19 protein-coding genes are annotated in these 22,149 nt (G+C 34.9%); 2 read left to right on the top strand and 17 right to left on the bottom strand.

What is annotated here, in order from left to right; translation table 11 throughout:
* Window positions 1-24 precede the first annotated feature (24 nt).
* The 6 genes from ACZZZK_RS06670 to ACZZZK_RS06645 all read right to left on the bottom strand — a co-directional run bounded on the left by ACZZZK_RS06670 (window position 25) and on the right by ACZZZK_RS06645 (window position 9,411).
* Complete coding sequence (locus ACZZZK_RS06670; RefSeq protein WP_463483473.1) at window positions 25-948, bottom strand: hypothetical protein; 924 nt, start codon at window positions 946-948, stop codon at window positions 25-27.
* Window positions 941-1,933 carry a hypothetical protein gene (locus ACZZZK_RS06665; protein WP_463483472.1) on the bottom strand — a complete coding sequence of 331 codons (993 nt, stop codon included), beginning with the start codon at window positions 1,931-1,933 and terminating at the stop codon, window positions 941-943. Before ACZZZK_RS06665 ends, ACZZZK_RS06670 begins: the two co-directional genes overlap by 8 nt.
* 427 nt (window positions 1,934-2,360) lie before the next feature.
* Entirely contained in the window at window positions 2,361-2,726 is a 366-nt protein-coding gene (locus ACZZZK_RS06660) for a hypothetical protein (protein WP_463483471.1), read from the bottom strand.
* A 269-nt stretch (window positions 2,727-2,995) separates the two neighbouring features.
* Window positions 2,996-6,274 carry a type I restriction endonuclease subunit R gene (locus ACZZZK_RS06655; protein ID WP_463483470.1) on the bottom strand — a complete coding sequence of 1,093 codons (3,279 nt, stop codon included), beginning with the start codon at window positions 6,272-6,274 and terminating at the stop codon, window positions 2,996-2,998.
* A gap of 3 nt (window positions 6,275-6,277) precedes the next feature.
* Window positions 6,278-7,588 carry a restriction endonuclease subunit S gene (locus ACZZZK_RS06650; protein WP_463483469.1) on the bottom strand — a complete coding sequence of 437 codons (1,311 nt, stop codon included), beginning with the start codon at window positions 7,586-7,588 and terminating at the stop codon, window positions 6,278-6,280.
* Complete coding sequence (locus tag ACZZZK_RS06645) at window positions 7,588-9,411, bottom strand: type I restriction-modification system subunit M (RefSeq protein ID WP_463483468.1); 1,824 nt, start codon at window positions 9,409-9,411, stop codon at window positions 7,588-7,590. The genes ACZZZK_RS06650 and ACZZZK_RS06645 overlap by 1 nt, the downstream gene beginning before the upstream one ends.
* 322 nt (window positions 9,412-9,733) lie before the next feature.
* Between ACZZZK_RS06645 and ACZZZK_RS06640 the strand changes: the two genes are divergently transcribed.
* Window positions 9,734-10,198, top strand: a complete 465-nt coding sequence (locus tag ACZZZK_RS06640; protein ID WP_463483467.1) for a hypothetical protein — start codon at window positions 9,734-9,736, stop codon at window positions 10,196-10,198.
* Window positions 10,199-10,312: 114 nt separating this feature from the next.
* Here ACZZZK_RS06640 and ACZZZK_RS06635 read toward each other — a convergent pair whose 3' ends face one another.
* The 3 genes from ACZZZK_RS06635 to ACZZZK_RS06625 form a co-directional block, all read right to left on the bottom strand.
* Window positions 10,313-11,017 carry an SOS response-associated peptidase gene (locus tag ACZZZK_RS06635; protein WP_463483466.1) on the bottom strand — a complete coding sequence of 235 codons (705 nt, stop codon included), beginning with the start codon at window positions 11,015-11,017 and terminating at the stop codon, window positions 10,313-10,315.
* Window positions 11,018-11,163: 146 nt separating this feature from the next.
* The gene (locus ACZZZK_RS06630) at window positions 11,164-12,408 is read right to left on the bottom strand and encodes a Y-family DNA polymerase (RefSeq protein WP_463483465.1); all 1,245 of its coding nucleotides are present in this window, start codon (window positions 12,406-12,408) and stop codon (window positions 11,164-11,166) included.
* A complete protein-coding gene (locus ACZZZK_RS06625) occupies window positions 12,386-12,832 on the bottom strand; it encodes a LexA family protein (RefSeq protein ID WP_463483464.1) in 447 nt (148 codons plus the stop codon). Before ACZZZK_RS06625 ends, ACZZZK_RS06630 begins: the two co-directional genes overlap by 23 nt.
* A 126-nt stretch (window positions 12,833-12,958) precedes the next feature.
* On the opposite strand from ACZZZK_RS06625, the gene ACZZZK_RS06620 reads away from it, so the two are divergent.
* Window positions 12,959-13,609, top strand: coding sequence for a heavy metal-binding domain-containing protein (locus ACZZZK_RS06620; RefSeq protein ID WP_463483463.1), 651 nt, complete (start codon window positions 12,959-12,961; stop codon window positions 13,607-13,609).
* A gap of 528 nt (window positions 13,610-14,137) precedes the next feature.
* Here ACZZZK_RS06620 and ACZZZK_RS06615 read toward each other — a convergent pair.
* The 8 genes from ACZZZK_RS06615 to ACZZZK_RS06580 form a co-directional block, all read right to left on the bottom strand.
* Window positions 14,138-15,007 (bottom strand): hypothetical protein, encoded by an 870-nt coding sequence (locus ACZZZK_RS06615; RefSeq protein WP_463483462.1) that lies wholly within the window; start codon window positions 15,005-15,007, stop codon window positions 14,138-14,140.
* A gap of 80 nt (window positions 15,008-15,087) precedes the next feature.
* Complete coding sequence (locus ACZZZK_RS06610; protein ID WP_463483461.1) at window positions 15,088-15,549, bottom strand: hypothetical protein; 462 nt, start codon at window positions 15,547-15,549, stop codon at window positions 15,088-15,090.
* 45 nt (window positions 15,550-15,594) lie between these two features.
* On the bottom strand, window positions 15,595-16,608 hold the full coding sequence (locus ACZZZK_RS06605) for a hypothetical protein (protein WP_463483460.1): 1,014 nt from the start codon (window positions 16,606-16,608) through the stop codon (window positions 15,595-15,597).
* A gap of 313 nt (window positions 16,609-16,921) precedes the next feature.
* Window positions 16,922-17,437, bottom strand: a complete 516-nt coding sequence (locus tag ACZZZK_RS06600; protein WP_463483459.1) for a hypothetical protein — start codon at window positions 17,435-17,437, stop codon at window positions 16,922-16,924.
* A 537-nt stretch (window positions 17,438-17,974) separates the two neighbouring features.
* Complete coding sequence (locus tag ACZZZK_RS06595; RefSeq protein ID WP_463483458.1) at window positions 17,975-19,753, bottom strand: hypothetical protein; 1,779 nt, start codon at window positions 19,751-19,753, stop codon at window positions 17,975-17,977.
* A gap of 120 nt (window positions 19,754-19,873) precedes the next feature.
* Window positions 19,874-20,353: a hypothetical protein gene (locus ACZZZK_RS06590; RefSeq protein ID WP_463483457.1), complete on the bottom strand. Its 480-nt coding sequence runs from the start codon at window positions 20,351-20,353 to the stop codon at window positions 19,874-19,876.
* A 71-nt stretch (window positions 20,354-20,424) separates the two neighbouring features.
* Window positions 20,425-20,871: a hypothetical protein gene (locus ACZZZK_RS06585; RefSeq protein WP_463483456.1), complete on the bottom strand. Its 447-nt coding sequence runs from the start codon at window positions 20,869-20,871 to the stop codon at window positions 20,425-20,427.
* Between the two features lie 170 nt (window positions 20,872-21,041).
* Complete coding sequence (locus tag ACZZZK_RS06580; RefSeq protein ID WP_463483455.1) at window positions 21,042-22,025, bottom strand: hypothetical protein; 984 nt, start codon at window positions 22,023-22,025, stop codon at window positions 21,042-21,044.
* Between the last annotated feature and the right edge of the window lie 124 nt (window positions 22,026-22,149).

Genomic DNA, 22,149 nt, shown 5'->3' with positions numbered 1-22,149 from the left:
AGTGGATTTCTTTGAAAGGAAGAATCACATCCATGGTGTTTCATAAATCTCGTTATAATTATCAACTTCAATGATTTCGAATCCGATAGCACCTAGAAATTTAATTTTTCCAATTGCTCGGTCATCTGGATTCTCATTTTTAGGAGCGACATACCACCCTTTCTTTTTACGATCAGGGAATTTTTTAAAATATTTAGCTCTTTCAATCAATAACCAACGTATGAAAACCTCATTTTCCTCCATACCTAGCCCGAATATACACAAGGGTTTGTTGAAAATAATGTGAAGCCATGTCTTTGAGCCTCGCCAATTATCTTGATTTTTACCGCCAAATAATTTTCTATCATCTCCCTTATGTAGAAAGTTCCTTGCCTTTTCGACTGATCCCATATAATGGGAAAGGCCCAAACGTATGCTTCTGTGATATCTCACAATTCCATTTATATACCATACACCGAAACCATCTGTTGGATAATTTAGTTGAGTATTTCCATAATAAGTAGTCCAAGGATAGAAGTCTGAAAAAGTTTTTGTATCAGTATAATACTGATGCAGGTTCAATGCGCTTGGAAGAATTAGATCAAAATTTGTCGTAAGTACTGGTGCATTTATCTCTTGTGCTTTTTTCATGAAAGCAATATGATGTTCTTGAAAGTCCCAGTCTGCTAATAGTCTACTGGCTTCTTTTTGAATTTCATAATTGCTGGGATTGCCACTGTTGTTGGACAAATCTAACAAATCGTAAAATTCAGTTATAGTCACTCCTTTAGGGACTTGATCATAAACATCGGGTGAAAACTTATTCCAAAGTTTCATCAGCAGATTGTCCCAAGAAATAGCTTTCGGATTATCTGGAAAACGATTTATTCCATTCCCAACAATAAACGCAATATCTGATCGATTTTGCTCGATGATATCTTTAAATGGTATACTATCTGTATTATTCACTAGCTTTAATTAATTTTACATGCGTTTTGTTTAATATTACAATTGCGTCCCCCCCTAAGGGGTTGACCCCCCCCTTTATCTCTCCATCTTTATATTTTAGAGTTATTGGATCCATAAATGTGTAGGACAGAGATGAGTAATTGTCATGATATAACCCATCTTTACTTAAAGGGTAGTTTTTGAACAACTCTTTATTATATAAAGGCTTCATTGAATTGATTAAAGCTTTTTCCGCGTCAAGAAAAATTTTTTCTTGCTCTGGATAGTTTTTGCCTTGCACTGCCGCAACCATTGTTTCTATATCGGAATTTTCATCAAAAGCTTGTATTTCTAAGTTATCTTGAAATTTAAATGGTAAAATAACAACTTCGTTTGCAGGTAATTGCATTTCGGTTACTGTATCTTCCAGAGATAAAATATCTTGCAAAGTTGAATGTCCAGTTAATCGTTTCAAAATACTCTGCTTCGTTGCTTTGCCAACGTAATGAACTTTATATTGTAAAAACGATTTAAAATCACCCTCAATTTGGCAATTAATATTACCTTTCCACCAGTTCTGGAGTAATTTCTCTGGTGAAAACCAAATCAAGAACTTCTTACTTTCTGTTTTAGTATCTAATAATGAAAAGCCATGAATATTAAAAAATGGAGGCGATACCTGCTTATTTTTTTTATCTAAAAAGTTAAAAGCGGCAGAAATTAAATCTTTATCATTAGAGCCAAGTGATGGTTGAATTAAAGGGAGCTTACAAGATAAAATATTAGGATTTCCTTTTTGATGAATTTCGAATTCTAATTCATATTTCGCAGAACTTTGTCGGACATTCTCGAATGTTATAACAGGTCGCTGCCCAATGACGTAAATGCTAGCCTCTTTAAGAGCAAGCTCTATCATTAGGTCATCTTTAACAAGCGCGAATTCAAAAGCGGTGAGAGGAGCATATCCTAATTCAAGTTGATTTAATAGGCTTTTTTTTTGACTCATAATCGTATTTATTATTTTCCAAAACGCTGTCGCTTGCAAACTGTTGTTTAACGATTAAGCTCAATAGCTTTATGTCCAGACTGTCTTTTTTTATTCTTATCCAGTATGTCGTTTTGTGGACAATTAAGTATTGGTTGGCTACTGCAGCTTGATACGTTTTAGTAACAAGTAATATCTTTTGATGTGAGAAATTCTGGTCCAATTTTGAAATGGTACATTATTTAGATGAGAATTGATTGGATTTTAGAGTAAGAGCGATTAGGGACATTCAATGCACTAATGTATAAATCATATGTGAGAAATCAAAATTCGATTCGCATCACATGTTGCTCACCGCCTGCGAACTGAGAAAATATGTGAGAATTAGCACTGGCAGAGCAACTGGAAATTCGTCAACTTCTATCCAAAAATAAGACTTACGATAAAGTTAAAAGCAGTAATCACTCACGCATATTTTCCATTCATCATCATCCTGATCCTTACCTTTCAAATCCATAACGGTATTGGTTATACAGCTTTTAGTTACCTCTGTACCACATGATAAAATGGTTGACAATTTGATAACACTAGCACGATCCTGTCCCCAAAAGATAACAGCGTAAACAGCATAAGATGAATACTTAAATGAACTTGTGGCATCGTTTAACTCTGATCCTGATATAAAAGTAACATCGACAGTATATTTTTTCGACCAACCGTCTTCAGTCATATACCTTGCAATAGCGGTTTGTTTGTATTTAGCATTCGCTATTTGGAAAGCAAAAACTATTAATAGAGTAAAGAATGTTTTCATGCGTCTATAAATTTTCTCTAATCTCTGATAAAATAAATTAAGAATTCTACGGGAAACCGTAAATACTCATATTTAAGTATGTGAAATCAAAAGTTGACAGGGTGTTGGAAAATAGATAACCACTTTTTACAGAGATTTTATGTAGAAGTTCCTTTAAGCATGTTGAGATTACAAGCTTAAATTTAGTTAATGATTAAATAGATCTGCTATTCCCTTTAAAATTAGTTCTATTTAGGAATAATATTAAGGTTGTTTGACGATAAAAATAATTAAAAAAAGGCTCTTGAATCCCCAGATGTTGCCATAATATAATAGTGATCAAACACAGCATCACATTTATTAGCATAAATTGATCTGTCATATATTGGAGGAAGCGATGCGTCCAATACTTTTTTTATGGCTGTTTGAACTTGTAACTTTGTTTGCAGGTCTTTATGCCAATCGTTGATTAAAACTTTAGGTCTATCTTCTTTCAGACGCTGCAATAAATTTTTCGCAGCTAATTTTACATTCTGCTCCTCGTCTTTAGTTAGCTTTTCTTTTTTAAGAATATCAAACAGTTCTAATTCTTCCTCTGTCAAACCTTCTTTGGCGGCTCTCATTTCTTCCTCTTTCATCTTCTCAACAAAAGCCATCAAATCATCGAAGTAATTTTCATTTGTTGAGTTGCCTGAATTATAGCGGTCAATTATTTCCTGCAATTTTTCAGCAAAACTTCTACGGGTTGAATTCCTATCCATCATGATTTGCAACTTGTCGGTTATGAAAGCCCGTAAGTCTGCAATCTCAATATTCTTGTGTGGAGCCTGTTTGTATTCTTGTTTTAACTTCTCAATATCAAGTTTACTCAAATCAATTTGCTTCCATGCCTTGATATAAAATTCTCGCTTTTCTGCTGCCGTTTGCAAATCGGTTTTTCCTTCTTTCGATACGATGTTTTCTTCTTGTGCAATTATGCTTTCGTCTAATAACTGACTAATTCTGCGCTTTGCATTATCCAAATTTCCTCTGTCTGCTCTGCCGTCTATTACTTCGCGCAAATAATGAATGATTGCAGCTAAAGGAAATTCGCTTCTTCTTGCATTTATATCTGGTCGGCAAGCTTCATATAATGCATCAACGGTATTATCATAAACTATAAACTGTTTCTTCTGCTCATCGTTGGCAACAATAATGTCGGCAAAATCATCAAACAAACTGAGTTTGCTAAAGATCAAAGTAGATTGAGCAATTAAGTTCAAATCAACTCCAATGCCTTTGCAGTAGGTTTCACATTCTGTAATTGCATCTTTGAGTAAAACAAACAAAGCTTCTATATCTCTAGCAGGTGAATTTTCGTTTTCATTTTCACTTGTACCTATAGAACCGCCACCATAAGAGGCAAACGCTTTCTTAAGATTGCGGAATACATTGTAATAATCTACGACAAGTCCATTTTTCTTTGGTTTGCCATTGATAGAAAAATCCGTTACTCGGTTTGCCCTTGCAATAGTTTGCATAAGGGTGTGGTCTTTCATTGGCTTGTCTAAATACAAGGTCGAAACCGTTGGTGCATCAAAACCAGTGAGCCACATACTGCAAACAAAAACCAGTTGTAAAGGGTCTTTCGGGTCTTTGAACTTATCTTCTAATTCAAATCCGTTTTCATCAGCCGTTTTCATTCGCTTGCGATGAAGTTTAATATCTAAATCGTTCTTTTCAAACTTTTCTTCTTCTCCTCCTTCTTCACTAACAATTACTGCCATGTCTGCCTTTCGCATCCATTCCAATATGCGTCTCAGCTCTGTTTTATCTTCTAAGTTTTTGGATTCATTTATTTGCTTTTGTAATTCTCGTTTTTCTTCTTCCCATAGGCGTTTTACTTTGTTGTACATTTTCACGGCCGTGAATTTGTCAATGGCAATCATCATTCCTTTTCCTAAATACCCTCTTCTTGGAAAATGATAAACAATATCTTTTGCAATGATTTCTAATCGGCTGTCACGTTTTAGAACACTCATTTCTTGCGAGAATTCTTTTTCAAGCTTTTCCTGATTTGCATCAGACAAATTTTCGTCCATTACAATTTCAGCCAAATCATCGTTTATATCATCATTCTGTAAAAGAACTTGTGGCACTCGTTTATGGTAGAACAAAGGAACAGTTGATTCATCATCAATGCTCTGTTTAAAGTTGTATTCTGAAATGGTTTTACCAAACCAGTTTTCGGTTAATTGTTTGCTGCCAAGCAATGGAGTGCCAGTAAATGCAATATATTGAGCATTTGGCAAGCCTGTTCGCATATTGTCTGCTAAGTCCTTATATTGTGTTCTGTGGGCTTCATCAATAATAACAATTATGTCGTTTCTGTCTGAAAGCAATGGATATTTTTTGCCTTTATCGTATCTGAACTTTTGAATGAGTGAAAAAATGTATCTGGTATTGGTTTGCAACATTCCTCTCAACTCTTCGCTGTTGGCTGGCTGACATTTGGTATCTTTGCTGAATGCTCCTGCTCCTAAAAAGTTGCGGTAAATTTGCCCATCCAAATCGTCACGGTCGGTAACAATTAAAAAAGTATAGTTACCCGTAAATCGTCTAAAAATCTTCTTGGTAAAGAAAATCATGCTATAACTTTTACCACTTCCTTGTGTGTGCCAAAACACGCCTAATTTTCCCTTGTTACCTGCGTCTGTTCCTTCTTGGTCGTGATGTAGACGAAGTGCGAAATTGTCAACGGCATTGTTTACACCTAAGAACTGATGATTCTTTGCCGAAATTTTTACCGTGTCGTTGTAAAAGAAAATGAAGTTTTCAAGGTAATCCAATAATCGTTTCTTTTCACATATACCCAATACAGCAAAATCTAAACTCACTCCATAATCTTTAATTCGTTGCTTGTCCGGAACTTGTTTTTCACTTGCTGGTCTTAACCAATTGAAAAAATATTCATAGCCTGAGCTGAAGGTACCAATCTTAGTTTCAATACCGTTGCTCAGCATACACAAGGCATTGTAGCGAAACAATAAAGGAATTTGCTTTTTGTATCTTCTTAAATTATCATCGTAGGCATTGCGAAGAGGAATGTTTGAGTTTTTTAGTTCGATAAACACCAAAGGCAAACCATTGATGTAAACAATCAAATCAGGTCGCAAACGCAAATCGCCTTTTATCCAAAGTTGCGAAGTAACTAAGTAATCGTTCCTAGTTTCGTCCTTAAAATCGATTACCTTAACACTTACTGGTTCTTGCCTTCCATTGGTATTGTTGATGCTTAATTGAACACCATCTTTTATTAGGCTGTAAATTTCTTTGTTAGCCATTAGATCGCTTTTATCAAAACGGGTTTTACAAATTAGATTGAAGGCCTCTTCAATAATTTCGGCAGATAAATGTTTATTTAAATCTTGTAATTTTTTTTTTAAAATAGGTTTTAAAACAACATCGGTTTCATTTTTTCTTCCAGTCCCATCTTGCACAAAACAGTTGATATGTCTGTAACCTAGGCTGTTTACAAACACTTCAATTGTAGCTTTTTCTATTTGGTCTTCTGATATAAAATTTGCCATTACTTATGCCATTACTGATTTTTTAGATTTGCTATCTGTTTTAACTTGCAACTTTCCACTTACCAATCTTGGCAATAATCTATCTCTTATTTGGCGAAGTTGAGTATTTTGATTTCCTAACACTGCAATCTGTTTTTGCATCGGCAAAACCAGATCATGAAACGATTGCATCAAATCGTCTTCTGGTAAAATGATTTGTTGAAATTTTAAAAATGGTTCAAACTGATAGTTGCTTATTCCTGTTGATTGAATTTGATAGGTTTCAATCATTCCTGTATCGTATAGGTAGTGAAGAAAATAATACAGATAAAGAGAAGGAATGCTTGTTGTTCTTACTTGCTTGCAGAAACTTGCTGCCATAACTTTATCACCATAGGCATCTAAAATTTCTTGTGTTATGTAACAAGTTCTGCCAAGTGGTTGTCCTTCGCTGCCTCCTGCTGTTTCAAAAACAATATCTCCTTCAATTAATTCTCTCGATTTCATATTTGATGGTTTATGAAAACGATAGACATCTTGGTTTGCTTGACCTGATCTAACTTTTGGAATATCTGTTCCTCTAATTACGTAGCCCGAAACTGAAAACTGATTGTCTTTATTGTCATTGCCCCAACCACCGCCAATATGATAGTCTATAACTTTTCCGATAGGCTCAATTCGCCAATCAGTCGGAATGCCTTTTTTGAATTTTGACTTTTTGAATCCAGGGAATCTCATTCTTACAAACCATTCCTTATATATTTCACTGGCTGTTTGTTCTAATAATTTGATGCGTTTGTTATTTACTTCAATGAATTCATCATAAGCAGAAAGAATTGAGGCAATATTTTGTTGAATTTGGAAATCAATTACTGGAATACTTATTCTGCGTAGGTCTTTAATTGGTAATTGAGGTTGAGCAGTGCCACTAGCAAACAATTGAAATTGCTCTTGCATAAATGTGGACCTAAATATGTAAAAAAGAAATTCATTGGAATATTCAATTTCATCTGCACGAATTATTACCATTCCGGAATTAATTCTAATGTTATCAAACTGAATATTAGCCTTGTTAAAACCAAGATTTCCAATTGTGCCTCTCGTGGTCATTACAACATCATTCTTATTCAACTTTCCTTTTCTAAGTTTCCTGTCTTTTGTCTCCGTAATGAATGAACACCTCGAAAATTCAAACCCTTCTTTGGTAACATTACCCGTGTTCAGAAAAAGACAGTAACCGTCATTATAAAAATCAGATTGTTTTGGGTAGTTTACACCCCTATCACCATCAATAATTTTTATTTCCGTTTGATATATTTTTTTTGAATGGATCATTAAACCTCAAATGAATTAATGTTAGTAGAAATTAAGTTACCTAAATAAACTGCTTTGTTATTTAAAGCAATTAATGCTGAATTTCTTTCTTTCATTTCAAATATAAACTCTGGCTCTGTCAAACCATCCTCTTCAATTACAACACCCACGTATCTACCGGGATTTAATGAATACTCTTGTTCTTCAATTTCAACAAGTGTTACAGCTTTACATAAGCCTGTTACATCTTCATATATTCCATTTGGAAAGCGTTCATTCAGCCAATCAATATGACTTAAGAAATAATTTTGTTGGTCGGTTAAAGCTTTAAGTTTTTTCTCGGCATCGTCAATTTGTTTTCCCCAACGTTTTATTTCTTTTTCCTCTTTAGGCTTCTCGTTCTTTATTCTTTCAACAATAATGTTTTGCTGTTGTGCTTGCTTTTCAAAATGGGTTGCTTGCTTTTGGTATTTTACCAAAAGTTGTTTGAAGCGTTTGGTTTCGCCCCTGTACAAGCGTACAATTACTGCAATATTTTGAATATGCTCTTCGGTAAATTCCCTTAAAGAACGGGTTACTTGTCTGAAAATATTTCTCGCATCAACAAATAGTATTTTATGTTCATTGCTCTTTTTCGCTTTATCAAAAAACCAAAGTGTAGCAGGTAAAGTAACCGTATAAAACATATTCTTTGGCAAAGTCAACATACAGTCAATCACGCCACTTTTAATTAAATTCTGTCTTATTTCCGCTTCACTATTTCTTGCATCGCTCGCACTGTTTGCCATTACCAAAGCAGCTCTTCCTGTTGGTTTTAATGAACTAGCAAATAGATTTATCCATAAATAATTTGCGTTTGGAACGCTGTTTACGGCTGCTTCTTTTTTACTGTTAGGTTTGGTTTTGTTTTTAGGTATTCCGTATTCATTAAAACGCTTATCGTTTTTTATTCTATCATAATTTACTTCGTCCACATTAAAAGGTGGATTTGCCATCACGTAATCAAATTTGCCATAGCTGTCATAAGGGTTTTCATAATAAGCGTTCGCTTGCATTACTTGTCCACGCAAACCATTTACAGCTAAATTCATTCGGGCAAGTTTCACCGTTTCAGAATCTTTTTCACTGCCATAAACCATCAGGTCTTTCGTATCATCGTCATGCAATTCCTCTCTGCGTTTGTCCACAAAATCGCTACTCTGCACAAACATACCGCCACTACCGCAGGCAGGGTCAAATATGGTTCCTTTGTATGGTTCAATAATTTCAACCATTAGTTTTACAACACTGGTTGGCGTATAAAATGCTCCACCCCCTTGACCTTCGGCTAATGCAAACTCACCTAAAAAATATTCATACACTTTACCAAATACATCTCCCGTTGCATCTTCAGGAATGTCTTTAAATGTTTTGAGTAAAGTTTTGGGTAAACTTCTGTCGTCTTTAGTATAGAGTTTAAAGTACTCGTCTTTGGGCAAACTGTCTTTCAGTTCAGGTTTGTAATATTCTATTTGTTCCATTGCCTTTTTAATGGCTTTGGCAATGTCTTCTTTTTCGGGAAGATTTAAGAGATAATCATATTCAGCCTCTTTTGGCAAATAAAAACCACATTTCATAATGGCTATTTCCTCTTCCTTTAATTGCAGTCGTGATTTCTTTTGTGCTAACAGTTCAGCAGCAATTTCCTTTTTCACTTTGTTGTAACGGATAGAAGCAAAGCGAAGGAAAATAAGTCCCAAGATTGGTGTTGAGTATTCACTTGCTTTCAGTCCGCTGTCAACCCGAAGTTTGTCCGCTGCTTGCCATAAGTTGGATTCTAATTCTTTAAGTTGGTATGCTGTCATATAATGTAAACGTATTCGGACGGTAAAGATAATTTTATATGCTAAATAATTCTAGTGTTTCATAAATCTATATTAACTCAAGCAAAATTGCGATTTAAAAATTTGATAGTCTCGCTCACCGCTGCGAACTGAGAAAATGTGTGAGAACTGGTAATTGCAGCGAAACGGGATCCGATCTATGTTTTTAACACCAGCGATTGGCGAGATACTTGTATTAAGTTTTGACATTATTGTAGGTGTTATCAAATTGTTATTTTGTTAATAACGGAGTGATTATTCTGGAGAGATTGCTATAATTGCTGTTTAATATTTAATATTTAATATGAGAAACACATTTACAATAATATTATTAGTCATTTTATTTGTAGGCTGTAAGAAGGATAGAGGATTGATGATGGATCAAACGCTTCAAGGGGAATGGCTTAGTGAGGGATACAGTACGGCATATTTCGACTCCAATAACAATCAAATAACTCCTTACACTCCGACATTAATCGCACCGGTTAAATTAACCTTTGAAGGAAATAATGTCGTTATCCTCGATGAATACAAAATCATGACAACAATTCCTTTCACATCAAATAAATATGGCAAAGACATCAATCTTAGTTTAGGGGGAAAAGGTATTTATTTTGTCAATAACTGGAATGTTGTAAAAGAATTCGATGGCTCTTTGTCGCTAACAGGCGATATCACCCATGCGATGAGCCCTCCGTATTATGATAATGGCAACAAAATAGAAGTAGATCATGTGTTGATCAAGTTGGACTTGAAAAGAATAAAGTAATAGCTTTTATAAAGAATGCGTACCGCTTGCGTATTGAGCGACGATCGTTGCAGTAAAGTCCGTAGGACGATGCAACTTTATGTTTTAATAATATGCAAGTTATTAAGTTAATGTCTAAAGATCATCATCACTGTTCAATGGTAGAAGTAGATCCGAATCATTATTAGGTTTCTTCAAAGTAGAAACTGCATTAACACGCTTACTTACCTCGATTCGTTTCATTAGTTCTTGGGGGAAGGTATCTAATACCATCATTTTGGTATCCAGCGGAAGTGTCTTGCTTAACCATATCTCTTCCTCAGGTTTAGTTAGTATTACAGGCATACGTTTCTTGGTATGAATTTCAGCCACCAACGGATTTGCTTCTGTAGTTAATATACCATAAGTACGAAACTTCTCCTTTGTTTCTGGATCAACCCATTGTGACCATAAGCCTGCAAAGCAAAACAGCTTTCTATCTTTAACTGTGAAGCGGTAGGGTTGCTGTTCCCCTTTAGCATCTTTCTTCCATTCATAAAAACCATCAGCCATTACTAAACAGGTTTTATGATTTACAAGGAGTGGTCTCCATAATTTGCTTTCCATTGCTGTTTCACTTTTAATGTTCCAGGTATCTCGAGTCAACTTTAAGCTGTCAGCAAAGTATGGCACAATGCCAAAAGCCATTTGTTGAATAATGTCTGGCTCGTCAGCAGTTATTACTAATCCCTTTTGTGTGATGGCGAGGTTATAGTTAGGTGTCCATTCACCTTGAATCTGGTGCGGATGCGTTTTTAATATTTCCTTTTCCTCTGCTGTTAATGTATATCTAGCGCACATATATTAATTATTAATATCATATAACAGCTTGATAAGCAGTCCTGTTTTACTTCTTCCTTTTGGTCTTAGGCTTATCTGTTATTTGGTTTAGAGTTGCCGCGTCTTTCAATAAATATCGCTTCAGTAAGCTTAATAGTTCTTTCATGTTATTTAACCTTTATAATGTCATTCCAGTTAGTAGTGTAAAAGGGTTTAAGGAACTCACGTTTCATTGACCACTTTTGATTTTTACCCTCGCCAGCCATTCTTAACGTTCCTGCTCCATAGTGAAGATTTAGTTGATCCAATACTTTTGATACTTTGTCGTGTTTAACACCTTTAAATTCGCTAAAGATGTTCAGCTGCACTTCTGTTTCCGGTATTAATCCAGTTGCTGTCACTTCAACCTTTTGAAACATATAACCACGTAAGTAAATCTTCTTTAATCCAAATAGTGCAGTCTTCACTAGATCAACTGTATTGTTTATTGGATGTTCCAATGGAATTGTAATTGATGGGTATGCTTGTGAAGCTTCTGAACCAAATTTGTTCGTCAGTAACCTAACCGATAGGATACTGGTGCAAAGTTTCTCTCTTCTTAATTTGGCGCCTAATCTCGCTGCATAACTTGAGGTAGCTTCTTTTAATTCATTGTAATCTGTAGTGAGCTTACCAAATGCCCGACTGGTGCACATCCCTTTCTTTGGATCTAATACAGTTTTTAATGGAATACAACTTTCGCCCCAAAGCTCTCGCCACATTCTAACTCCAACAATTGTCATGTGCGTTTGAACCCAATCAACTGGAAGAGATCGGAACTGTGCTGCGGTTTCAATTCCATCTTTAATGAGTTTATGCGCAAACTGACGCCCAACACCCCAAAGATCTTCAACAGGATAATCAGATAGCGCATCGTTAATTTGATCCTCTGATTCCAGAATCATTACACCATCATATTTCTTAGATGTTTTGTTTGCAACCTTTGCAAGCACTTTAGTTGGCGCAATACCCACGCTAATTGGAATACCAGTATTTTTAATTACAGTCTTCCTGATCTCTGTAGCGTATTCTTGAAGGTTATCAAATCCGCTCATATCTAAAAAGCATTCGTCAATACTATAAACCTCAACGTTAGGCGTAAATCTCGCTAGGTTTGTCATTACTCTTGCGCTTATATCTCCATAAAGAGTATAATGGCTGCTAAATACTGCTATGTTATGTTTCCTAATCTCCTCCCTTATTTTGAAGTATGGAGCACCCATAGCAATTCCACAAGCTTTAGCTTCGTTACTCCTTGCAATTACACAACCGTCGTTATTACTTAATACAATAACCGGTAAGCCGTTGTGCTTAGGTTCAAATAGTCTATGACAGCTTGCATAGAAATTATTACAATCTGCCAGTGCGAACATTGTTTTGATTGGTATATGGTAAACAAGCCCAAGTTACTGCACCGAAGATGGCAATCTGCTTTCCTGTGACATTTAAACACGCATCCATAGTATCATTAATACATAATAAGGTGTTATGACCTTTGATCACTAACTTTCTTATTAACCATTCTTCATCAACGCAGCAAACAATTAACATTCCAGACAAAACCGTAATTGATTTATCAACTATGATTATACTTCCTTTCATAATACCGAAGTATCTCATTTGGTCATCATCTGCTTCAAAATAAAAAGTATTAGTTGGATCACTAACAATTCTTTGTGCAATATGCAATCTCCGCTGTTTATAATCCTCCGCAGGAGATATGAATCCGGAAACCTTACCAGGGTTGTCTAAAGTATCTAATACATCATTCCTCGGTATATCTAATTCTCTTATCATAACTAACGATCATTACACAATAAATACTAATAATATTAGCAAATATATCGACGTATTGTACATGATACAATTTAAGTTTTAAACATTAAATCAAAGTGGTTATATTGAGCCACTAGATTACATCTCATGTCAAATAAACACTGCCCTAATTGCAAAAAGAAAATAGAAGGCCTTTTAACCTCTCGACAGCTTCTTAGTGAATCAACAATAGCACTAATCAATTCATTCCATGATCCTCAATCTGAAGCGTATTGCAATGATTGTGGTTTGGCAATAATATCACAGAAGAAGTCAGAAGTAGACACGTTGAAGTCAACGCTGATGTCCGACATCGAAAACCTGATTGGAGCGATTCCAATTATCACGATACCAGACCCTCGTAATTGGACATATAAGATTCTTGGTTTGATAAGTGCACAATCCATATCAGGAACAGGTTTTTTGTCTGAACTATCTGGCTCATGGGCTGATTTTACAGGAGGTCAATCCTCCACTTTAGCCAATAAAGTTTCGTCGGGTGAAGATATATGTAAGAAGAAACTGCGTCTAACTTGTGCTTTGCATGGTGGAAACGCAATAATTGGCACTGATATAGATTATTCCGAGGTAGGTGGAGGCAAAGGCATGCTGATGGTTTGTATGGCAGGAACAGCAGTAAATGTTAATTTGGATAATGATGATTTCAAAACTAAGAAGGATCGACTTGAATTACTATTACGCAAAGTTCACGAATTGGATGCAATCCCGGTATTAAAGCACAGCGAGTATTACAGCTAATAACTAATTTATTAATGATGCTGTAGTCGGCTCACCGCTTGCGAACTGAGAAAATGTGTGAGGATCAGCAGTTGCAAAGCAACGGGATCCGATCTATGTTTTAACACAAGCGATTGGCGAGATACTTGTATCAAGTATCATGACGATCGTGCAGCATTTTCGATTGCGCAGGTGAGCTGAAGAGTGGAATGCGATTAGCTTTATCCAGGATGAAGCGCAGCAAATCCTAGATAAAGATAGAGAAAGCATTCATGGAGCACTCCGCTTGCTCAAAAGGAAAACCATGACAAAGCGCAGCGATGGCGTGTGTTTTTCGTGAGCTTAGACAGTGCGTAATTCCTTTCTTCCTAATCGAGTTTGCACTGCCCCAACCGACTCACCACTGACTAAAAGTAACCGCAGAAACTTAAAAGAAAGCTGTCTGCTGCTGAACCACTGATATAAAGACTAAACCAATACCATTCCCGCTGTAAGCAGCAAAGTTGGGAGGGGATTGGTTTTAGGATTTAAAGAATCTAATTTATAAAATTAAAACATAGACTCCCGCACCACCCTTCCATGTTCTATAGTTATTACAGTTAATAATGCGCATGAAAACTTAATCCCATGTACTTCCTGATAATTATCTGCAAATAAGGCAGCGGAGTTTTGAATAATGCCATACTGTTTATGATAGATGTTTATTAACCTTCCATTGTGCTGTGTTCTAAAGAACTCAAGATTGAACTCTTCAATCAACTTACCATCTTTAAAATGATAAAGTCGCGGACCACGTTTAAGCAATTCACTTGATCTTTTAAGTATGATATTTGGTACTTTGTAGTAGCCACTAAGCGGCGCCCCGTAACTATCGAATACGATTTCTCCAAGAATAGGTTCGATTTCATCGTTTAGTTGTTGCTTATGTACTTCAACTTCTCGTTCATCTAACGTTGCGAGCATCAATTTATTTGATTGCTTAGATGTGCCTATTGTAAACTCAATTTCGTTGTGATTATCAAAGTTACTGCTCTTTGTAATCAAATCATTAAAGTATTGGACGTAATCTAGATTAGGAACTTTAAGCTCGTTCACAAAAGGTAAGATTTCTGACGGTTGTGCACCATCTTTCTTTAGAAGCATTACTGAATCATTCAAGAATTGATGTTTCATTAACAACTTGTCTATTGTCCTATCGATAAGGAATGAGTCTAAACTCTCAATGTATTCCCATGAGCCAGTTTTTACATCACCATTATTAATCATTAATAGAACTCCGTCTCTTCTGAAGACTAGTTTTTGATTTGTACCATCACCCGATATCCAAATCCATGGCTTATCGATTATATTTTCTGTGATATCAAGCTCTTTGGAATATGCCTTAATTCTTGGAAGGATATTAAATAAAAAATCTTTCATAATGAGTGCGTCCTGTTCAAATATCTAAATAAATTTAATAAATTAAAAAGGTAAAGAGCCACATTGTGTAGCTCTTTACATTATGAATCTAGAAATCTTCTTGGTGACCTTAATCTAGGTTGAATTTGAATGCTGTGAGGATGTTGATAACCAACATCATCAAACAATTGGTAATATTTGTTATCATAAAGAAATACATCTCCATTAGTCGTCAAGCGTAAACCAGATCTAAGATAATCATCTGATGGATTATGTCTGCTGTCCATTAATACATCATGGTATGAATCGAAAGAGCAACCAGAGAAGACCTCTTTAAAAAGTATATCAGTTCTTCCTTCAGTATTTAAACTGTCGTCAGCAGGATGAAATATGGTAAAGGGTATCGGCTTTCTTTGAAATGTTCTATTGTAGAATTGTTCTTTCTGATCGTTTTCAATTTTAATTCCTGGTTCTTTGTTTTTAAATAAAGATGTAAACTTCTTTACCAACCAAGCTCCCAAAACCATTAACAGTATGAGGCAAATCGTATTAGTTATATTCATAATATGCGTTATTAATAGGTTAAATAATTAAATGCCGACCGCATCTTATAGTAATTTAACAGCGCAAATCCTTTCTCCCCCTATCTTATATTCAATCCTAGCTATTCCACAATCTATGCAATTTGTTATTAATGTATTATTCATGCTTTTACAATCCTCAAACAACTGATTTATTAATTTAAGTTTCCATTCTTTTGCTTCAGCAAATTGTTGATAAGAGTAGGGCGGATACCACCTTAGCTGGTTACCATATAATTGTGCTTTGCTATTAAGAATTGAATGGTATCGCCTAGCATTTTGCACGAGCTGTTCATCGGTAAAATGGATAGTTAATATTTCTTCATAGCATTTCACTTCAGCACGTACTATGCTATCTCGGTATAACTGATCAATGAATTTACTAATATTATTTCGTGCATGTGCAATTCTATTAAAAACATTGCTGATGGTAATTCCTATAGACATAGTACCATTACTAGGTGCCTGAATAGCTATCTTCATTTGACCGATTCCTAGATGTTTATAACGACCTTTCAATCCAATTGGATGATGTGTTTGCGGCTTTAAACCTATAGGAAGACCAGTTCTAGGGTTTATAGCTTCAGGTGGAATTTCATCGGGTCCTGAATAAGCGGGATTGAACCTTTCAGCTAGTTCAAATACTGGTTGAGTAGTTTGGCTTACCTTCGTAATAAATGTATTGGGATCGATTTGATCAAAATTAGAGTCCTGCTTAAGTATGTTCTTCCATATTTCGTAATTGCGTAGCTCATTCGGAAAGGATATATTGAACATTTCAATTAAATGGTCGCCTTGCTCTTGCTCATAAACAAAGACAATTTCCTCTTTTAGCTTATAGGTATTCGTTCTCTTACTTCCACTTTTTACACTGGACTTCAGTTGCTTAATATATAATTGTGCAAAATTATTTCTATTCCCCGTAGCATCGAAATTGTTAGTACGGTCAAGCAAATCGGTAATTACCGCGAGACTAAGTTTGGAGTTGGTGGAGAAAGGGAAATGCGCTGGTGAAAACAGCCTTAGAATTTCGTTTGTCATTGATTGAGAGTTGATTTTCGATAGTTCCTCTCGATGGGTTAAAATGTAAAAGCGTGGAACTGAAGCCAATCCGCGCTTGAGGCCCTAGGAAGCCGAACACAACAGACTGGAACAGCCCACGCTTTCGCATGGACGTTCGCATATCTGTTCTTGTTGTGTTTGTAATTTCCTAGGTTCCAAGCACAAGAACATAAGCTAACGCTTTATTTCTTTATGGTATAATTTCTTTTATTTCTGGTTTTTCTATTTACTTATTGATTCAATTGTAAAGATAATAACGAGATTGAAATAAGGCGCATTTCTGCGCCATATATTATGATTCTAGTTTATCAACAGTAGCGATAGAACAATACGAATTTTCTCCTTCAGCAACCCTGCGATAAAAAAAGTTATGCAACTGATCGGCTTCTTGAAAGTTCACTCGTAATGCGTATTCAATCCCTCCGGTATTATCATGCGATTGGGTAATTTCATATGCTTTTCTAAGAAATTGGTTGGTAAGTCCTGAGCCAAAACGCTGCAATGCTTCCTGACCAAGATCTATAAAAATAAATGACCTGCCATCTTTACTGTTAGATAAAGTAATGTTCCAGAAATAATTTAAATGCTCGCTGATCATGTTACTTTTATACTCATTTTTTACATGGTCAACGGTTGCGTATGTTCTGTACTTTGCTAAATCGAACTTTCGTAATTGTTCCGTTGCTGCATCAACAATTAGGTTGTATGCTTTTTGTACTTCTGTGTTTACTAAAACTTGCTGTTCGTTTATAACAACAAATTGTGTCTGAGGTAGTGCTGCTTTTGCAGTCTTTGTTCTTGCTTGCATCTTAATAGATTTTTAAATGTGAAACTTGGGTTAAATAAAAAATGCCTCCGGTTGGAAGCATTCATCTTAAATTGGTGTATAATAGAAAAGCACCGCTTTTAGAGCGATGCTTTGTGATTTTCTTAATTCTGAATAATGAGTATTGTTAAGGTAGAATAATGTCTCAAACCTTTCTAATGCTGATTAGATGGTTAATCTGTCGAGTTGGATTAGTAATTTGCGATTCAATTTACCAATATTGGAATTTCTCGATTTTACTTATAAAGGGCAGGATCTTGGCTGCCACTTTGTTTGATTCTTAGACTGAAATTATAGAGGTAGAAGTGTAAATACTTTTTATCTCCCAACTGAACGAATGCGGGGGGTTTGTTGTAATACAACCTTAAGGAACTCGTCCCAAAAGTGATTTTAAGTAAATCTGAAAATATAAAAAATAAAAATTTTCGTTGGATGTCTAAAAGGGGTTTTAAAAAAGACAATATTTAATCATGGGTAATACAAGAATAATTTTTGTCTTTTTTTAACCCGATTTATTAATTATTTAGTATCCTTATTTCTATTAAATTTTGCATATGAAACCGCGTAACCTTTAACATCTGGCTGCTTAATAGTTGTGCGAGGGCCGGTTTTGAAGTATTCCTGAAATAATTTCATTGATGCCTTTAATTTCAGCCCATGCTTATCTATAATCTTTTGCATACGTTTCAGAATCACACTTGTTGCCGCCTTATACCCGTCATCAAATGAATTATTTAAATCATCGATGAATGAAAAATTTCGCTTGTCCGTCAGCTCAATTTTCTTTTTGACTGCATCTTTCATCTGCTTTTTGGAATAGCTGTTTTTAATTAGCTCGTCCTCCCCAAGCACATTATAAGCCTCATAAATATGTGGGTAGCTCCTTTCAATTTCCTTAAGAACGACGTCCCTGTTATCAATTTGATAAGCCATAGGATTTTCAACCAACTTTTTGATTGTGTTTATAATCAGTTGCACCAATAACTTTATAGAAATGCCGTTTTTGGCGATCTTATAATCTTTATCAGAAATAACATAATTTATTTCGGCAAAATTTGGTTTAAAGTAATTGTTGCAGTAAGCTGCCTTAAAATTTTCCTGAGATTGAAAAATCATCTTTACACTTTCCTCATAAAGAAAGTTATCGAACATATAGTAATTTTTAGTTCCATCATCATTTACAAATTCTGAATACCTTACTAGCTTTAGTGCTTCATCAAGTGTTTCTTTAGCACCAACATTGTTGGCAGAGTTACGGAGTGTTTTAATTGTTGCGTAACTTTCGGCACAACCTTCCAAATACCCAATTGATTCTTCAGCAGTTTTAGCACCGAGGTCAGCATCAATATTGGTCATTGCGATAACTTTACTTGTTCCATTTCTGAATCTCCCCACAATTTGGACAGCTTCTGACCTCGGATCAACCATGGTATGCCGAGCGAAATGAAGGTTACTAACCATCATTACAATAGGATTTACATTCATCATGATATCAACTGCTGAGTTAAATCTGCTGGTAAAGAAGTTTATTTTAGCAAAAGTGTATTTTCCATCAGAAGGCACATTATCAAATGTGTTGTAGCCCACCGATTTCAAAGTATACATCTTTTCTTTTGAACAATAAATGTGACAATCTTTTTTTATTTGTAAATCTTCAATTATTGAAGTAATCGCTTTTATTGAATTTAGGAATATGCATAATGTGTAATCTGGATACTCCAGAATTTTTTCCTTTAAAAGCACTGACACGTTATTACTTGATAATACCTCAATCGGCTTGCTATAATCAAATGTGGGCTCAACAATTACCTGATTAAAGTTTTGTTCAGCAAACCTTGGGTCACTAGGAATTACCGCAGTTGCCGATATAAATGCTTTATTTTCAAACTTAAAGAAGTCATCCATCGGCAAAATGATCTTCTTACGGAAAGCAACGTCTTTCATCGTTCGGTCACATTCATCAAAAAGAAAGTAATAATCATTGTAGATGTTGATGCAAAGTGATTCGGCAGCTGCCATTACTTTTGGAAAAGATTCAGGGGTCACCATTATCTTTTTAGATTTGATTCTGGTATTTGACATATAATTTATCACATCGTCAACATTTACGCCCTCGTAAACGCCAAATATTTTTTGAGATAAATACTTCGCTTTTCTTTTCCCTTCAATTACTGGGCGATTCGCTTCCATAATTAATGAATTGCGATCTGTTTCGATTTCAAGCGTTGTCGCTTTAATTCCTGGTAGTGTCTTGAAATATATGGTGTTTGATTCAAGTCGTTCGATTATATCAGCCATTACTTGGCCGAAATGTATTTTTAGGTTTTTAATATTTAGCATGATAATTTTTTATGTTTATTATCTTCATTATTTAGTTTGCCTCTAAGAGGGTGATACTTCACCCTCTATATTTCAATTTTAGATGTCCTGAAATGCAAATTTTATCAGTTCATCAAAATCCACTTGAACAGAAAATAATCCTTCTAAATAGCCAGATATAAAATAACTCATGCCACTTATTGCTAAAACGTCATAGTATTTTAGCTTGCTTGCTCCGAATTCATATATTCTGTACATATGTAAACCATCTTCATCAACTTCAGGAAATGAGGAAGTATGAAATGTTCGTTTTTCACTCATGCATAATAACAGTAGTCTGAAAGCGGCTATTATTTCTATATATTGACTATTAAGCAAATCACGTATTTCGATTTTAGAAAAATATCCATAAGTATCTTTTGACATAAAAATCGTCTCGGCTGTTACAATTTCTCTGTCATCCTTGGCCGACAATTTTTTAGAGTTTTTAACTATCCAAGAATCAATTTTTTTCGTATTAATTATTTCTTTGTTCTTCAATGTTTCTAATATTTTTTGGCGTACGGATTCCATCGCCATGTTTAACGTTCAAAATTTTCTGTAATTAATTTGTTATTACGGAGACAGCGCTATCTCCATATAAGAATGGCTTATTTATTTACCTCATGGTAAAGCTCTTCAAAGTTGATGTTGAAAGCGTATATACCGAAAAGGTAACTTTGCATTAATTCTTCGAGTCCATTAAACCAAACTAGTTTAAAACCAGTTGATCCATTTTTCCTGATATCATTAATGTAATAATATTTATCACCTTTTGCATCAACTAACGGGAAGCTTGAGGTATTAAATTTTTGCTTATTTTTAAGCATTTCAAAAAATACTTGGTAAGCTTGCATTATTTGTGCTGGCTGTTTGAAAATCACTTTTAAATGATCATGATTCCATATACCATTTACTGGATCATTTTCTTTAAAAATATTTACTGCATCCATTAAATGGATGTTTTCATTGTTTTGCGCCTGAAATGATTCGGCTTTTTTTCTTTCTTCTGCAACGATAAATTCAATAATATCTATCTTGGTCTCTTTTTTTGTCATTTTTGTTATTATTTAAAATTAGTAATGAAATGATGGCCATCATTACAAATCTTAAAACAACCTGCAGTTTGCTATCTGATTTGTTATGTCAAAATTATGTCCTTTAAGAGGATGTTCAATCCTTGACTCAGAGAGAAGTCGATGATTTTTTTGGATGTTTATTATTGAGTCTATATTGTATAGAAGCTTGCATTTTTGTATCGGCGTAGATAATCAACAAGCTCTGCTCGTAAAGAACCAATAGCTTTCTCTAATTTTTCTGGCGGATATGGTTCAAAGTTTGGAGTGATATATGCATAACGTCGAGCATACCAAGAATTAAATTTTATTAAATGAGTTAGTTTAACGATAAATTCTGCTTGTTCATTCGAAATTGAAAATTCAGTTGGTCGTTGCGACCGCTTTATTTGTGGAAAATCTTTTATAGCCTGTAGTACAGTTAGATGAAAATTATAATGGAACTTTTCTATTAGTGTTTCATCAATATTTACTTCTCCTTGTTTTATTCGGTAATGATTATCAAATATTAATTCTTCTGTAAAATTATGGTGGCTTTTAGTTGGTTGATTTTCGGAATAGTAATTTAGGAAGAACGTGTTCAATGATGAGATTAAGTGTTGAATTCCCTTAGGAGCTGGCAAAGAAAAGTTTTCCTCTATCGATTCTCCATAACTGATTTTAATATCTGATTTTTGCGGCACATCATATTTTGCCCTCAAAAAGGAAGTCATTTTAGGATAAAAATCCAAAGCTTGTCGACGGGCATGCTCTCTGTATTTTGTATAATGCGTGTCTTTGTGTTTCGCTAATCTAGAAAGAATAGTATCAACTTGGATATCAATATCTTTGCCGATAGGTGAAGAGCCGCTTTTTAGTAAGTTCTCTATTTCTTTCCTAAATCGCGAAACATCTTGAACCTTATTTACATTTAGTTTAATTTGAGCATATTGAGCTAGTGATATTTTTCGATACTTAAACGGCGCATAATCATGCAGCTTTAGAGAATACTTATAAGTTTCAGTTTTAAGTATTTCTGAATCAACGACCCTCATTTCGCTATCCCTGTATGAGCTAAGGTTTGGATCTTCAATAGGTACTATTCTTACATATAAACCAGGTATTTGGAAACGAAGTATTTTGAGGTTGGGATTCATGTTTTGAAGTTATAAAAAGATAGTAAATTTGGGGCATCAGATGAGGCAAAATGATATTAACTTTGAAAAAGCAGGTTGTGAAGAGGTAAATGGATGTAGCGGAGAAATGTTCTCCGCTTTAAAT

It is taken from the genome of Pedobacter sp. AC163, assembly GCF_979258665.1.
This window is presented reverse-complemented; position numbering and strand designations above follow the sequence as displayed.